General features: G+C 62.3%; 15 protein-coding genes and 1 tRNA gene. 3 read left to right on the top strand and 13 right to left on the bottom strand.

Annotated features, from left to right (window positions below; all coding sequences use genetic code 11):
- Window positions 1-269: 269 nt before the first annotated feature.
- Complete coding sequence (locus tag K9U15_RS03755) at window positions 270-1,034, bottom strand: cytochrome c3 family protein (protein ID WP_096228587.1); 765 nt, start codon at window positions 1,032-1,034, stop codon at window positions 270-272.
- A 275-nt stretch (window positions 1,035-1,309) separates the two neighbouring features.
- The gene (locus K9U15_RS03750; RefSeq protein WP_096227253.1) at window positions 1,310-2,566 is read right to left on the bottom strand and encodes an ammonia-forming cytochrome c nitrite reductase subunit c552; all 1,257 of its coding nucleotides are present in this window, start codon (window positions 2,564-2,566) and stop codon (window positions 1,310-1,312) included.
- 425 nt (window positions 2,567-2,991) lie between these two features.
- Here K9U15_RS03750 and K9U15_RS03745 point away from each other — a divergent pair, with 425 nt between their 5' ends.
- Window positions 2,992-3,543 (top strand): hypothetical protein, encoded by a 552-nt coding sequence (locus tag K9U15_RS03745; protein ID WP_123673785.1) that lies wholly within the window; start codon window positions 2,992-2,994, stop codon window positions 3,541-3,543.
- Between the two features lie 238 nt (window positions 3,544-3,781).
- Here K9U15_RS03745 and K9U15_RS03740 read toward each other — a convergent pair whose 3' ends face one another.
- From K9U15_RS03740 to K9U15_RS03720, 5 genes are all read right to left on the bottom strand, one after another.
- On the bottom strand, window positions 3,782-4,570 hold the full coding sequence (locus K9U15_RS03740; RefSeq protein WP_338121281.1) for a DUF3800 domain-containing protein: 789 nt from the start codon (window positions 4,568-4,570) through the stop codon (window positions 3,782-3,784).
- Window positions 4,571-4,641: 71 nt separating this feature from the next.
- A tRNA-Ala gene (locus K9U15_RS03735) sits at window positions 4,642-4,717 on the bottom strand.
- A 105-nt stretch (window positions 4,718-4,822) separates the two neighbouring features.
- Entirely contained in the window at window positions 4,823-5,068 is a 246-nt protein-coding gene (locus K9U15_RS03730) for a helix-turn-helix transcriptional regulator (protein ID WP_096227255.1), read from the bottom strand.
- 9 nt (window positions 5,069-5,077) lie between these two features.
- Window positions 5,078-5,623, bottom strand: a complete 546-nt coding sequence (locus K9U15_RS03725; RefSeq protein WP_227154052.1) for a hypothetical protein — start codon at window positions 5,621-5,623, stop codon at window positions 5,078-5,080.
- Window positions 5,624-5,837: 214 nt separating this feature from the next.
- Window positions 5,838-7,091, bottom strand: coding sequence for a radical SAM protein (locus K9U15_RS03720; RefSeq protein ID WP_301155623.1), 1,254 nt, complete (start codon window positions 7,089-7,091; stop codon window positions 5,838-5,840).
- 421 nt (window positions 7,092-7,512) lie between these two features.
- Here K9U15_RS03720 and K9U15_RS03715 point away from each other — a divergent pair, with 421 nt between their 5' ends.
- On the top strand, window positions 7,513-7,713 hold the full coding sequence (locus K9U15_RS03715; protein WP_087192044.1) for a hypothetical protein: 201 nt from the start codon (window positions 7,513-7,515) through the stop codon (window positions 7,711-7,713).
- Between the two features lie 218 nt (window positions 7,714-7,931).
- Window positions 7,932-8,879: an FAD:protein FMN transferase gene (locus K9U15_RS03710; protein WP_227115029.1), complete on the top strand. Its 948-nt coding sequence runs from the start codon at window positions 7,932-7,934 to the stop codon at window positions 8,877-8,879.
- 142 nt (window positions 8,880-9,021) lie between these two features.
- On the opposite strand, the gene K9U15_RS03705 is transcribed toward K9U15_RS03710, so the two are convergent.
- The 6 genes from K9U15_RS03705 to metG form a co-directional block, all read right to left on the bottom strand.
- Complete coding sequence (locus tag K9U15_RS03705) at window positions 9,022-9,363, bottom strand: Veg family protein (RefSeq protein WP_096227258.1); 342 nt, start codon at window positions 9,361-9,363, stop codon at window positions 9,022-9,024.
- 230 nt (window positions 9,364-9,593) lie between these two features.
- A complete protein-coding gene (gene rsmA / locus K9U15_RS03700; protein ID WP_096227259.1) occupies window positions 9,594-10,520 on the bottom strand; it encodes a 16S rRNA (adenine(1518)-N(6)/adenine(1519)-N(6))-dimethyltransferase RsmA in 927 nt (308 codons plus the stop codon).
- Window positions 10,513-11,442, bottom strand: a complete 930-nt coding sequence (locus tag K9U15_RS03695) for a flavodoxin family protein (protein ID WP_096227260.1) — start codon at window positions 11,440-11,442, stop codon at window positions 10,513-10,515. The genes rsmA and K9U15_RS03695 overlap by 8 nt, the downstream gene beginning before the upstream one ends.
- Window positions 11,443-11,453: 11 nt before the next feature.
- Window positions 11,454-12,170 (bottom strand): TatD family hydrolase, encoded by a 717-nt coding sequence (locus K9U15_RS03690; protein WP_096227261.1) that lies wholly within the window; start codon window positions 12,168-12,170, stop codon window positions 11,454-11,456.
- Window positions 12,171-12,188: 18 nt separating this feature from the next.
- Entirely contained in the window at window positions 12,189-12,491 is a 303-nt protein-coding gene (locus K9U15_RS03685) for a nitrate ABC transporter substrate-binding protein (RefSeq protein WP_087192038.1), read from the bottom strand.
- Window positions 12,492-12,497: 6 nt separating this feature from the next.
- A complete protein-coding gene (gene metG / locus K9U15_RS03680; RefSeq protein ID WP_096227262.1) occupies window positions 12,498-14,093 on the bottom strand; it encodes a methionine--tRNA ligase in 1,596 nt (531 codons plus the stop codon).
- Between the last annotated feature and the right edge of the window lie 122 nt (window positions 14,094-14,215).

Genomic DNA, 14,215 nt, shown 5'->3' with positions numbered 1-14,215 from the left:
CTCGCCTCCTCCTCAAGAGTCTTACGATCAATTGTCACGTACCCCAAAGTTCCGAGGAACGGAAGCACGGTGAATTCAAAGATTCACCATGTTGCCGCGGGTTTTCCCCGTTCGGCACGGTGCAAACCCCCGCCGACCATGCGGCCCGGTTTGCCGTTTCCGTTCGTCGAGCCTTTGAAGAGGGAGCCCGTCCAAGCAAGACGCTTGAGGCGGGCTCCCTCTTCGTTATGCGGTTTGCGTCCGAGGACGCTATTCGGCGCTGGCGAACCTTACGCGGTAAGCTTGCTGGCCTGCTGGTATGTCAGCCAGCCTTCCGGCACGTAGGACTCGCTGTGGCACTGCGTGCAGGCGTTCACCGATGCGCGGTGCGCCTTGTGGCAGCTGCTGCACTCCTGTTCGCCGTGCTGCGGCTGGTGCGGGTTGTACTGCCCCAGCTCGGACGTAGCCTGCTTCAGGTCTTCGCGCGTGAGATTGTGGCAGGACTCGTTCAGGCAGAACTCGTCGCCGCTCTCCAAGCCGCGCGCCTCTACCAGCTGGTCGACGTCGCGCTCCTCGAGCGGGTAGTAGTAGTTGCCCGTGATCCATGCCATGCCCTCGGACACCTGCTCGCCGATCGTCGGAACGTGGCAGCTCATGCACGTGGCCTCGGCGCCGCCCTGATCCTTCGAGACGCGGTGCACCGCGGCCATCATGCCGCTGGCGTCCTCAACGTCGTTGCCCCACTTGTCCACAGCCGCCTGGCCCGGCTCCGCCTCGTACGTCGGCAGATACGGATCCATCGGCGTGTGGCAAATGGCATTGCAGAAGCTCGGCTGCTCATGCCAAACCCAGAAGCCGGCACCGGCTGCAATCAGAACAACCGCCACGACGCCGACAACGATCGGCCACTTCTTCCCCTTCTTCTTGGGAGCGGCCTCGCCGGCTTCGGCGCCTTCCGCCTTCACGGCTTCATCCGTGGTTTCCACATCGGTCGTGGAGTCCTTGGTCGCGGCTGTCTCGGTGGCGGCTTCCACTTTGGTTTCCTCTTCGCTCATCTCCATAACCCCCTTTCTTGCATCCTCGATTGCCCGTGCGTTCCGGCTGGCTCGCGGGTTTCCCGCCCGACCTTCGACACAGGCACGTTACCTCATGCATACTAGCCCTCGACCGGCGATGCGCCTATCACCCATTTGGGGGGAATTAGCCCGTTTTGCCCCCAATTTCGTGTGAGGCACGCCCGTTGCGGCCGAGTTTTGGTGCAATACGCCGGGAAGGGAAAGCGGAGGGCCTTCCCTTCTCCAGCGCGGCGGAGAGACCGGTCGCGTTTCGTTTAGATCTGTGCCAGAGCTTGATCCACCGCCGCCTCGGACTTGTTGAGCGTGTCCTGGGCGAGCGCGGAGTTGTGAGCGCCATCGCTGTTCTCTACCATGACCCAATCCCAGTAGAACTGGGCCGTGCGGTTGAGGTCGCGGAGCTTGTTCAGCTGATCCTCGCCCATCGAGCCGTTCGCAACGATCTCGGAGAGCTTGTTGTTCAGCGTGACCAGCTTGTTGCCGATGCTGTTGACGCGGTCGATGGCAACCTTCTGCTTCGCGGCGACCTCGGCCTTGATGTCGGCATGGCACTGCGAGCAGTCGTTGGCGATGAGCTCCTCGTTGTCGAGCGGGCTCGACCAGTTGTGGTTGTCGAACTCCTTGCCGTCAGCGTTCTTCGTCGTGCCCATGTGGCAGTCGGAGCAGCTGTAGCCCTGCTTGGCCATGGGGGCCATGTCGCCACCGTACATCGTCTCGAACTCGGGGTGCTGCACCTTGATCTGCTTCGTGCCGTTCGTCGGGTTCGTGTGGTCGACGTAGTTGATGGAGTTCTCGTACGCCAGCACCTTCTCCGGCGTGGCCTCGGCCAGGCCCTTCCACGGGTTCTCGGCCGACTTGTTCTCGTTCGGGAACAGGTACTCGTTGTGGCACTGGCCGCAGGACATGGCGCCCTCGGGCACCTTGCTCGCGTCGTCGCCCACCGCGTTCACGAAGAACTGGCGGATGGCCTTGGAGCCCTCGGCCGGGCTGTTCTCATGGCAGTCGTAGCAGCTGATAGGCTCGGTGACCTGGGCCTCCATCTCGTGGATGTCCGAGGTGTTCAGCGTGGGGTCGGCGTTCTGCTTCAGGATGAACTCAGACGACTTGCACGTCAGGCAGTTCGCCGTCTTGGGGTTGCGCCCCGTCTCGCTGATGTCGGTCAGCGAGTAGACGTGCCCGTTCGGCTCGGCGTAGAACTTCGAGAAAGCCGAGCCCGCCCAAATGGTTTGGATCTGCGGGTAGATCTGCGTGTAATCGCCCGGATCCTTGTTCTCTTCGTTCTGCTTGTACGTGGCGTACTCGTCGGGGTACACTTCTTGCCACGCATCGGCAGTGATGATGCCGTTCTCGTTCGCCGCGGGGATTTTGAAGTCCACCACGGATTCGGCTCCCTTGTTCGCTTCTTCGCTGCTGGGCTGCTGGGGCGCACACGCTGCCAACCCCATGACCAGAACGCAGATGCAGGTGAGGGAAAGCCCTAATCTCGTCTTCTTGCTCGCAAAGATGGCTTTCATCAAGCATCTCCTCCCTTCGACCTTCAATAGATCTCTCCTTCACGAAATATACACTTTTCGAACGGGGAATACTGAGCCGCCGCACCCACGTCGGGAATTCCCACGGGCGGGATAGGGAAAAACCCGCCTCGGCCCTTTGCAGGCCATGGGCGCAACGCCTCCGAAGAGGTCCAACTTGGGGCGGCGGATCGACGGAACGGGTGCCACGTCGGCAAGACCTCACATTGATGCGCGTACGCCGCTTCCGCATGGACGCCCACGGCTTTGTCGGTGGGAATCGTATGCAACGGCGGCTCGCCGTCCGACCCGCATCGGGGATCAGGCTATAATGCCGAGCGGAGGCAACTGGCTCCTTAAGGCGCGCTTGCATTCTTGCGGCACAACTTGCGAAGCGAAACCGCCGGTCCCCTGGCTAAGGAGAGCAGATGCAGGAAGACGACGTCACGAAACTAGGGTCGCTTCGGGCGAAGTTGTTCTCGACCTCGTTTAACGAGAAGGTCGTTTGCATCATATTCAGCCTGGTGGCGGTTGTCGTGCTGCTGCTGAGCATCTGGTACTCGTATTCTCAGTTGGGCAACACCGAGAACGTGGCGCACATCTTTGCCATAGCCGCCCAATGCGCGGGAGCGCTGGTCCTCGTGCTCGAGGTTTTCGGCGAGTCCGAGGAAAAACAGCTTCGCAGAACGCTCGGGACCCCGGTGCTCTTGAGGGAGGTTTCCGAAGACTCGGTGCCCACCGAGCTGGTGCGCATCAAGGCGTCCGAGATAGCAAGCAAAAAGGCAAGCGCCGTCATCCTGATCCTTGGATACGCCGCCGCATTCGCCGCCAACTCCCCCAATCCAAGCATGGAGGCCCTCTTGTCTTTCGTCTCCGCAACCGTCGGGATCATCTTGGTCGTGCAGTCCTATGCGATTTGGACGATGATCAAGTTCCAAGGCGAGACGATCAACCTGAACAAGTTCTACAAAGACGAGTGAGGACGGGAGGCTCGATCAAGTGTGGAATACCAACTCGTTTACAGAAATCCGCCCGAAAGCAAGCTTCCAGGCGGATCGAGTCTCCGCTGTAGAGATGGCAGGATTCGAACGCACGACCCCCACGTTGCGAACGTGATGCTCTCCCAGAAGGTACGCACACCATCACAATTGCCTTAGTAACTAAAGTGGTGACGCGTCCTTTGCTTGTCGCTCGCATACGGCCTGCTCCGAATACGAGCTATCCCATTCTCTTTTTGCGGATCTTTTTCAAGTAGTTCTTTTTGAACGAATTTGAGCCGCCGAAAAATATTGCATCAGTAGCAGTGGCTTCAGAAGCATCATACTTCAAAGCGGTCAGCTCTATCCCGCAAGCGAAATCCGCAACTTGAGATAAGCAATAATCGCAGGGATGTGCGTCCTTAAACATGTACGCATCTTTCGACAGCGTATAGCGGATTGCTTCGTGGATCACTTCGCTGACAGCCTGCTGGCCGTCATCGTAATATACTTTAACTTTATCGAACGCTTGGAAGAATTCAAGGTGATCGAACAAAAACGAGGTGATATCCCGTTTCATGCGAACAAGCAGCTTGTCCGCTCCGTCAAACCCCGTCTTCTTGAATGCGAATGTTTGATACGTGAAAGGAAGACTCTGCGTGAAAACTAAGAACTTCGAGAGATGTCTTTTCCTGACCCCCAAACCGAGATCCGCATATTCGCAATGGCCGTTCATGAGCGGCGACAGGTGAAACGCTATGTCCATCATTCCGCAATCGTTCAGAACGCGTCGATATTTGTCCAGGTGAGAGTCTATGGCTGCACTTTGGTCATGAAAGACTAGAGTTATCAGGTAGTATTTCGAGACCGGACCAAACTCGCCTGACTCGTCAACGAAGATCGACAGCTCTCTCAATTGGCCCCCATAAAAGAAATTGCCGGGGGACTTCCCCCGGCTCTTGGAAGTAGCTCCTTTCGGAACCACCACTATTCTTATACCACATTTTGGGAGGCATTCCAATAGGTACATCCCTCGGACAAGAAAGAGCTTCCATACGAAAATCGGGCCGGAAGCAAGCTTCCGACCCGATCTAGTTTCCGTGGTGGAGATGATGGGATTCGAACCCACGACCCCCACGTTGCGAACGTGATGCTCTCCCAGCTGAGCTACATCCCCACGGGTTATGTGCGCTCTCGCGCGAGGACTTATTTTGCCGGTATTGGGGGCGTTTGTCAAATGGGGATTTGAAATGTTCATAGAACGTGCGGGTGTTGGCAGGCGCTAGATGCCCTCGCCCTCTTCGGAGGGATCGGGATCGTCATCGTCGTCGAGGTATTTTAGGATGTCGCCTGGTTCGCATTCGAGGACTTTGCATATGGCGTTGAGCGTGGAAAAGCGGATGGCCTTGATCTTGCCGGTCTTTATGCGCGACATGTTCACGTTGGTGATGCCGACTTTATCCGCAAGGTCGTTGAGCGACATCTTGCGATCGGCCATGATGCGATCCAGATGAAGGATGATGGACATCGTTGGCGCCTAAAGGGTTTCGTCCGAGAATTCTTGTAGGAGGACACCGTATTTGAACACGAAAGAAAAAGCGTAAACGGCTCCGGCTGCAATTAATGGACCAAGATTTACTTGAATAATCGAAATATCGCTTGTCGATATATAACCAGAATCCATACCACTGTAACTAAGCAAAGCATTGTTTTGAGTAATCAAGAAATCCAAAACCGCATAAATCAAAAGGAGGCCCGCTATCCACCGAAGTCTCTTTACCTGAATAAAAGTGAACGGTGATTCTCCTTTGGAGGCGTCAGAAAATATGGCTATCAAGACCCCGATTAGAAAAGCTATGACTACACCATGCGTAGAAAACAAGAGTATCTGGAAAAAAATCGTCCCCGCTAACTGTTGGGACGAGTCATTATTTGCGGCCCCAAAAATCATTCCCACAATAGCGACAACCCAATAAGCACAAAAGATGACAAGAATAACTTTGAAGACCACATTGATCAATTTGCATACTTTATTTATTCTAGAGATTGACTCTTGGGTTTCGAGCGCATCCTCATTTAGCATTATGGTCCTCTCAATTATGTAGGGCGACGAAGAGAATACTATCATTTCACCGTCCTGCTGGTTCATGTCTAAAAACAAAAAAGGCTCTGCGAAACGAGAGCCTTTCTGCTGTAATAGGCGAAAATATTACTAAATGCCTGGCGCAAAACAAATACCACCAAACCCTACGACAGGACAAGCCCCTCGCGGCTCAACCTCACTGTAAAACAGCATATCACACACCTCCTTTCTTGTTTTCTATTGCGGCGTTCATGGCCGCTCCTAAACGGTCGTAGAACTCTAGGGTCATCGCGCAGTAGGAGTCGGGCGACTCCAGACTGCCCGATGCGAACAGCGAGCGGGCTCGACAGCCTCCCCCGCAGATTCGCTCGTAACGGCATGTGGCACAGCCCTCGAAGTTGGCGGCATCCAGGGCGCGGCACCGTGCGGAAACCTCGCTCTCCAGCGCCTCGGCAAGCGTGCCGTCAAAGACGTTGCCCATCGCCAGCTCGGTGCGGTGAAGCATATGGCACGGGTAGACGGTGCCGTCGGCGGCGATGCTCACGCCACGGTAGCCGGCGCCGCAGCTCCTCTTCACCGTGAGGTTCAGGCCGACGGGGGCGTCCATGAGGGCGAGCGGCTTTCCGCCGTCCAGCGTGAGGATGCTCGCGCCCAGCTTACGCAGGGCCTCCTCGTCGGGCAACAGGGCGGCCAGCTCGTCGTCGGGCGCGCACGTGAGCAGGCTGAAGTTCAAAGTAGCGCCCAGGTCTTTCGACAGGCGAACGTATTCGGCCAAATCGTCGATGTTCCTGGCATGCACCGTGGGAATGATGTGGGCCTGGATGCCGGCGGCTTGAACGGCCTTGACCGCGGCCACCAGCTCGTCGAAGCGCTGCTCTTCCCGAATGTAGGCGGGGGCGGACGCCGAGCAGCCGTCGAACGAGATGGAGACGCAGTCGACGTTCGGCGCGAGCGCAGCCAGGGCCCCTTCGGCAAGGCAGGTGCCGTTCGAAAGCACGGTGACGGCCTTGATGCCGCAGGTGCGCTTCGCATAGGCCACAATGTCGGGCAGGTCGTCGCGCAGGAACGGCTCGCCACCCGAGATGATGAGCGTGGCCAGGCCGGCGGCCGTCAGCTCGTCGAGCGCGCGCTCGATGGCGTCGAGCGGGGCATCGGGCAGGCAGTTGCGCTGGTCGTCATACGAGTAGCAGCCCACACAGTTCAAGTTGCAGCGCTGCGTGACGTGCAGGTAGGCGGACACCACGGCATCGGCCGGTTTCTCGTCGCTGAAGAACCCGCCGCGCACCAGATGCTCGAGCAGAGCCGCATCGACGGCGGCTACCTCGGTTTCCGCGACCTCTTCCCGAAGCAGGCGCTCGCACACGTCAGCCCCTTCGGCGGTCAGGCCGATGGCGTATCCCGTATTCATGTTGCCGACCATGGGAATGCCAGCGAAATCAAACGCGACCACCTGGTCTCTGAACCTCATGGAGCCTCCTCGCGCCTTCCCCCAGCCGCTTGCCGTCTCCAGGAGCAAGCGGCAGATACGCACCCGTTGTCAACCGTTATTCTATAGGTTCGATTATGCCTTGTCGATCAGTTCAGGCGAAAAGCGCAGTTGCTCAAAAGGGGAATCGAGCCGAACAAGCCGATGCCGTTCGCTACAACTCGGCTTCCGTTCGCTATTTATCGTTTAATGATTAATGTAGTATGATACATTACCCCAGCAACGCTATCGAGGCGACTCGTTGTCGCACCGCGACAGCGCGTTCGGCCTCCCGCATCGGAAAGGGGCGATCAAAATGAGATCATGCAAAGAACCCCCCCCCCCCCGCACCCGGCCGGGTCCTCGGCTCGCTAACCTGCGAGCCCTTGTGTCCAACCACGTTATGGAAAGAGAAGCCACCATCATGCCCGTTCAGACGAATCCCGAGATCGGCGCCGCCGACTTGACCGCCTTCGGCGAAGCCGCAAAAGCGCTGTTCTCCACGGCGGACACTCCCGAAGAAGTAGCCGCTATGCGCGACGAGGTGCTGCGCCGGATAGCCGAATGCGCCGCTGCCACCCGCCAGAGCATCGCAGAATCCGAGCGCACATCGCACGAAGGTTAAGCTCGACACCGCATGCGGAAGGGCCCGCTAAGGCAGCGGCCCTTCCCCTTTTTCCAGCCGAGGCTTCGTGCTTGCCTGCTGCAGCGTTGCACACCGATCCGGATCAGCCTTCCAGCAGGGGGCCTTTGGCCTATACTGGGAGCATGAGCTTCGAGGAAACATCCGACCCCATCCCCTTGGAGGAATTCGTCCAAACGACGGGTCCCGACGAGCGAGGAATGACAACGGAGCTGTTCTACGCGTTCAACACCGTCGTCACCCTGCAGGCATTCGGCACTCCCGAGCAGTGTCGCACGGCATACGCTGCCGCACGCGCCGCATGTCGCTCGTTCGAGCGGCGCCTCTCGCGCACGCTGCCGCACTCCGATATCGCCCGGCTGAACGCCGCGAAGGGGCGTCCCGTGCCCATCGCGACCGACACGGCCGCACTGCTGCGCGCGGCCCAAGGCTATTGCGCGGACAGCGAGGGACGGTTCGACATCACCATGGGTGCCGTCGTGCGGCTCTGGAACTTCCACGAAGGAACGGTTCCCGAACGCAAGCGTATCGACGAGGCGCTTGCGCACGTCGACTGGCGCACGCTGCGGGTGTGGGACGAGCCGACCGCGACGGCCGCGGAGGGCGGGAAAACACATAGAGTCACCGGATCAGGCGGACAGGCGTTCGCGCAGCTGGAAGACCCTTTGGCTGCGGTGGATGTGGGAGGCATCGCGAAAGGATGGATCGCCGACGCCGTGGCCGACCTGCTGGCCGATCACGGGCTGGAGGCGTTCATCGTGAACCTCGGCGGCAACGTGGTGGCGCATGGCGAGAAGCCGGGCGGGATGCCCTGGCGCATAGGGCTGCAGGACCCGCGCGACAAGGAGGGCGTGGTGGGCACCGTGGCGGTGCGCGACGCCTCGGCCGTCACGAGCGGGGTGTACGAACGCTGCTTCGAGCGCGACGGCGCCTTCTACCACCATATACTCTGCCCCGAAACCGGCTTGCCGGTAGAAACGGATGCCGCGGGAGCCACCGTGATCGCGCGCCGCTCGCTGGACGCCGAGGGGTACTCCACCACGCTGCTGGCGCTGGGCATCGAACGCGGGCGGGCATTCGCGCAGTCGCATCCGGCCATCATGGAGGCGCACTTCGTAGACGCGGAGGGCAAGGTGCATTCAGCGTAGGGAAGGTCCCCCACCGGCCTCGCCCCCTCTTCCCGTCAGCGAGTTGCGGGCACCGCATGCAAGACGGGCACCGCGCAATGCGGCGCCCGTCTTGAGAGCAGCTTGCGACGCCTTCCGAAAGGCGTCTTTCGTGAGAGGAGCGCTAGGAGAGCACCGTCTCCTCTTCACGCTCGTCGACTGCCGTCGAGGCGTCGGCCAGCGGGTTCTCCGGGACGAAGGGCTCGAACAGCGGCTCGCCGTTCTGGGAGAGCTCCACCATGCCGGTGAGGACGTCCACGTACTGGTAGGACTGCCGTGCCGTGCGCCCGCGCTTGCGGTCGACCTCCAAGATGAACAGCTGGGGATGCACCTGCATGAGCACGCCTTCGCTCTCGACGATCTTCGAGCGACCCATATTGGCGCGCACTTTCAGGCGTTGACCGACGAAGTCATGTAACGTATCATGAATGGAGTCGACGATTTTGGCCTGTTTAGCTAAATCCATGCTCACTCTTTCTCGCGTGTGCCGTTATGCAGAAATCACAAAGCGAGATTATACCACCTTGGTCAATACTCTACAGAATCTGCACGGATATGTTACTTTTCGCAAACCATAAGTTGACGGCCGGCCGTTCAGGAACTATTTTCGGCTGAATCGGCTATGACCTTTTCGGCTCCATTCGGCATTCAGGCGCCTTCGGCACACGGGGAGCCTTTCTACGTCTCCCGCGCCCCTTATGCGCCCAATGCCTCCAGCGCCGTTCCCAAGCGAATGAAATCCTCCAAAGCCAATGCCTCTCCGCGAATTTTCGGATCGACGGCAGCTTGCTCGAGGAGCTGCGGGAGGGCGGCGGCGATGCGTGCCCCTTGCACCCCCCGGGAGGCGAAGTAGGTTTTGCAGGAGTTCGAGAGCGTCTTGCGGCGATTCGCGAAGGCCGCATCGGCCATGGTTGCTGCCGCCTTGAGCGTGGATGCGGCGAGCGGGGCCCCGTCCTCACCGTGGAGCGGACGGCGATCCAGGCGCAGCACGGCGCTCTCCACGCGCGGCGGCGGGAAGAAGTTGCCGGGGCCCACGCCGAAACGGCCGGCCGGCTCGGCGTACAGGCGCAGCTTCACGGTATAGGCGCCGTAGTTCTTGGTGCCGGGAACCGCGGCCATGCGGTCGGCCACCTCTTTCTGCACCATGACGGTGGCGCTTCCCAGCGAGGGGAACCGCTCGAAGTAGTCGAGCACGACGGTGGCGGCCACCGCGTAGGGCAGGTTGGCCACGAGCTTGCCGGGGGCGGTCTCGGGAGGGTCGAGCCGACCGAGCGCGTCGCGCAGGTCGTCAACGGTCAAGTCGAGGGCGTCTTTCTGCACGAGGGCGAAGCGGTCGGCCCAGGGCGCGAGCGTCTCGGCGAGCACAGCGGGCAGGTCGGGATCGCGCTCCACGGACACCACGCGGCCCGCATGCTGCAGGAGAGCCATGGTGAGCGTACCGATGCCGGGGCCCACCTCCAGCACCGTGTCGACGGGCGCAACCTCGGCCAGCGCGACGATCTTCTGCAGGATGGCGTCGTTCACGAGGAAGTTCTGCCCGAGCGAGTACTTCGCGGTCAGGCCGTGGGCCTCCAGCACGGCGCGCGTGGCGGAAGCGCTTGCGAGCGGCGATAGCTTACCCACGGCGCTTGCCGCCCTGCTTCGGGCGGTCGGCCTGCTTGCCGGGGCCCTGCTTGCCGGCGGCTGGCTTGCGGGAGCCTTGCTTGCCCGATCCCTGCTTGGGGCGCTTCGTGCCCTGCGAAGCGGTGCCGGAGGCGTGCTGCTTGCCGCGGGAGGCGTTCTTCGCAGGCGGGTTGCCGGCCGCTGGGGAGGATTTGCCTTCCGGCGAGAGGCGCAGCGCGGGACGGGACGGGGCGTCGGATACGGAGGCGGGGGCGTAATCCTTGCCGTCATCGGCCGATTCGGCATCGCCGAGCGGCGTGGACGCCGCGGGGGCGGATGCGGAACGCCCTGGCAGGGGCGCCAGCGGATGCTCGACGGCCTCGGCCGTGATCTCGCCTTCCTCGTCGATCCTGCCCACCCAGTCCAATACGCGCTCGAGGGCGAAGCCGGCGCACGACAGCGACGAGCGCACCACGCCGACCAGCGGCTCGAAACCGTGCGGGTCGCCGCCCTCGCCCACCACGTGCAGCGTGGCCGGACGCTTCTCCCGATGGCGCTCGTCGGTCCAGAAGTAGGGCTGCAGGCGGTCGAGCAGGGCTTTCAGCTGGGCGGGGGCGCCGGCGAAGTACACGGGCGACACCACGACCAGCTCGTCGGCGGCGTCGATCAGCTCGTACACCTCCGCCATGTCGTCGTCGATGACGCAGCGGCGGGGCGCCTCGTCCGTCTGCCCGTCCTCCGCCGCCTCGCCGCCTGCGGCGCGCGCGGCGAGCGCCTTGCACGCATCGCACCCCTGACAGGGCTCAATGGCAAGCGTCGACACCGGTGCGAGCGCCAGCTCGTCGTCGGGGCACTCGTCGATGCACGACTCGAACAGCAGGTCGGCAAGGTGCGCGCTCCGGCCGTCGATGCGGGGCGAACCTACGATGATCAGGCGGTTCATAGGGCAGCTCCTTATTGTCCGTCGGCGGCGGCCGGGGCCGCTCCGCCCAGCGTTGCGAAGGCGTTGGCGTAGAACTGGCGGGCGGCCTGCTGCTGCCAAGCCGTCGGCTCGCGGTCGAGCAGGCTCCGGGCGTTCTCCAAAAGCCGGCGCAGCAGCGCCGCGCGTTCCTCGCCGGGCGCGCAGCCGCGCACTTCGGCCAGACGCTCGGCCGTGAAGATGACGTGCTCGGGCCCGCAGACGGTTCCGCGCAGGGGCTCGGGCGTCATGTAGGGCGCGTCCGTTTCGGTGAGCAGGCGGTCTGCCGGCACACGGGCGGCAGCCTCGCGGGTGTCGTCGCCCTTCTTGAACGTGAGCGGTCCGCCGAATGCCACGTAGCAACCTGCCTCGACCCATGGCTCGAGCACGTCCCAATCCAAGTTGAAGCAGTGCAGCAGCGTTCCCGCCTCGGGGAAGCCCTCGTCGCGCATGATGGCCAGCGCCTCGTCGTGAGCCTCGCGCACATGCAGGATGACGGGCAGGCCGCACTCCTTCGCCACGCGCAGCTGGCGGCGGAACGCCGAGCGCTGGTCGTCGCGCGGCGAGAAATCGTAGTGGGAGTCCAGGCCGATCTCCCCCACCGCAGCCGTGCGCGGGTCGGCCAGCCGTTCGCGCAGGACGGCCTCCAGCGCGTCGTCGTAGTGCTTCGCGTTATGGGGATGGCAGCCGGTTGCGATGCGCACCCGCGGCACGCGCGGGCAAGGGTCGCCTCAACAGCGGTGGACGAGCTTGGCCACGTCGACCGCCGCCTCGTGCCTCCAGGCATCGAGGCGGTCGTACGTGACGGGGCCGTCCTCGTACACATCGGTTATGGTGCAGAGGAAACCGACGCCGTGCGCGGCACAGCGCGCCAAGGCAAGCGCCGGGTCGTCCAACAGCTGCAGGTGCGCATGCGTGTCGGCCACAAGGCCCTCCAGCTGGGGCGCGTCGACGGTGTCCCACTTGCCGTGCTTGCGCTTGCGGTGGAACAGCGTATCGAAGAACACGGGGTCAGTTTGCGTTTCGTCGGCCACGGAAGGCTACTCCATGTCCAGGTCGACGGCGTCCATGTCCAGGCGCGGGAACAGGGGGTCGCCAATCTCCACCGCGTTGCCGGCGGGCAGCTGGCCCCAAGCGGTCGCCGCCTCGATGTCGGTCACGGCGGTGACGTCGCCCAGGCTCAGGCGGCGGAAGACCTCGGCCGACGTGTTCGGCATAAACGGCGCCAGGTACAGCGCGATGATGCGGATGGCCTCCAGCGCGTTGTAGATGACGGCCGCCAGCTGGTCGGCGGTCTCCTCGCTCTTCGCCAGGTTCCACGGGGCGGACTCCTCCACGTACAGGTTCACGCGGCCCGCGAGCTTCTGCACCGCGGCGGCCGCAGCCGTGAAGTCCACGTCGCCGAGGGCGCGGTCGTACTCGGCGTAGAGCTCGTCCGATATCTCGCGCAGCGGGTTGGCCTCCACGAGCGCCGCGGCGGACGCCGGCACCTCCGGCACCTGCCCGTCGAAGTACTTCTTCGTCATGTTGAACACGCGGCTGCAGAGGTTGCCCCAGGTGTTCGCCAGATCGGCGTTGTACACCTGCACCATGCGCTCGAGCGAGATGGAGCCGTCGGCGCCGAACTGCACGTCGCTCATGAAGTAGTAGCGGTACGCGTCCACGCCGAACACGCGGCACAGGTCGGCCGGCATGAGCCCGTTGCCCTTCGACTTGGACATCTTCTCGCCCTTCGTGAGCAAGAAGCCGTGGCCGAACACCGTGTGGGTGATGGGCATCCCGGCCGCCATGAGCATGGCCGGCCAGATGACGCAGTGGAAGCGCGTGATGTCCTTGCCCACGAAGTGGTACTGCATGGGCCAGCGGCGGTCGAACTCGCCGGCGCGCTCGCCCTCGTCGCCGTAGCCGATGCCGGTGAGGTAGGCCAGCAGCGCGTCGGCCCACACGTAGGCCACGTGCCCCTCGTCGAACGGCAGCGGCACGCCCCAGTCGAACGTGGAGCGGCTGATGGAGAGGTCCTTCAGGCCGCTCTTCACGAACGAGACGATCTCGTTCTTGCGCGTCTCGGGACGGATGAAGTCGGGGTTCTCCTCGTAGAACGCGAGCAGCTTGTCGCCGAACTCGGACAGCTTGAAGAACCAGTTCTCCTCGCCGCCCGCCTTCTGCACGGGGCGCTTGCAGTCGGGGCACACGAGCTGCCCCTCCTCGTTCTTCTCGAGGTCGCTCTCGGCGTAGTACGTCTCCTCGTGCACGCAGTACCAGCCCTCGTAGCTGCCCTTGTAGCACCAGCCCTTGTCGTAGAGGTCCTGCCAGAACTTCTGCACGCTCTTCGCGTGACGGGGCTCGGTGGTGCGCACGAAGTCGGTGTACGTGATGCCCAGCAGGTCCCACGCCTCGCGGAACGCAGGCTCCATGGAGTCGCACCAGGCCTGCGGGGTCATGCCCTTGGCGGCGGCCGTGTCGGCCACCTTCTGGCCGTGCTCGTCCATGCCCGTGACGAACGCGACGTCGTAACCGTTCATGCGCTGGTAGCGCGCCACGGTGTCGGCGGCGATGGTGGTGTACGCCGTGCCGAGGTGCGGGGCCGCGTTGACGTAGTAGATGGGGGTGGTGAACGAGTAGGTTCCCTTTGACATGGTGCTTTCCTCTTCCTTCGGTCTGCGTGCGACTCATGATGCCGCATCGTCCAGTTATTCTAGCACGAGGGCCCCGCGCGAAGAACCGCATCTCGCCCCGTGCACACGAAACGGGAACGCCT

This window comes from Gordonibacter sp. RACS_AR68 (genome assembly GCF_030418485.1).
GTDB lineage: Bacteria > Actinomycetota > Coriobacteriia > Coriobacteriales > Eggerthellaceae > Gordonibacter > Gordonibacter urolithinfaciens.
Note: the sequence above shows the minus strand (reverse complement) of the source record. Positions and strands in the feature narration are given on the sequence as shown.

Bases quoted from the DNA above. Each gene is read 5' to 3' on its own strand.
- K9U15_RS03725 (WP_227154052.1), bottom strand. From the start codon at position 5,623: ATGCTAAATGAGGATGCGCTCGAAACCCAAGAGTCAATCTCTAGAATA.
- K9U15_RS03750 (WP_096227253.1), bottom strand. From the start codon at position 2,566: ATGAAAGCCATCTTTGCGAGCAAGAAGACGAGATTAGGGCTTTCCCTC.
- K9U15_RS03745 (WP_123673785.1), top strand. From the start codon at position 2,992: ATGCAGGAAGACGACGTCACGAAACTAGGGTCGCTTCGGGCGAAGTTG.
- K9U15_RS03715 (WP_087192044.1), top strand. From the start codon at position 7,513: ATGCCCGTTCAGACGAATCCCGAGATCGGCGCCGCCGACTTGACCGCC.
- K9U15_RS03705 (WP_096227258.1), bottom strand. From the start codon at position 9,363: ATGGATTTAGCTAAACAGGCCAAAATCGTCGACTCCATTCATGATACG.
- K9U15_RS03695 (WP_096227260.1), bottom strand. From the start codon at position 11,442: ATGAACCGCCTGATCATCGTAGGTTCGCCCCGCATCGACGGCCGGAGC.
- K9U15_RS03730 (WP_096227255.1), bottom strand. From the start codon at position 5,068: ATGTCCATCATCCTTCATCTGGATCGCATCATGGCCGATCGCAAGATG.
- K9U15_RS03720 (WP_301155623.1), bottom strand. From the start codon at position 7,091: ATGAGGTTCAGAGACCAGGTGGTCGCGTTTGATTTCGCTGGCATTCCC.
- K9U15_RS03740 (WP_338121281.1), bottom strand. From the start codon at position 4,570: ATGTACCTATTGGAATGCCTCCCAAAATGTGGTATAAGAATAGTGGTG.
- metG (WP_096227262.1), bottom strand. From the start codon at position 14,093: ATGTCAAAGGGAACCTACTCGTTCACCACCCCCATCTACTACGTCAAC.
- K9U15_RS03710 (WP_227115029.1), top strand. From the start codon at position 7,932: ATGACAACGGAGCTGTTCTACGCGTTCAACACCGTCGTCACCCTGCAG.
- K9U15_RS03755 (WP_096228587.1), bottom strand. From the start codon at position 1,034: ATGAGCGAAGAGGAAACCAAAGTGGAAGCCGCCACCGAGACAGCCGCG.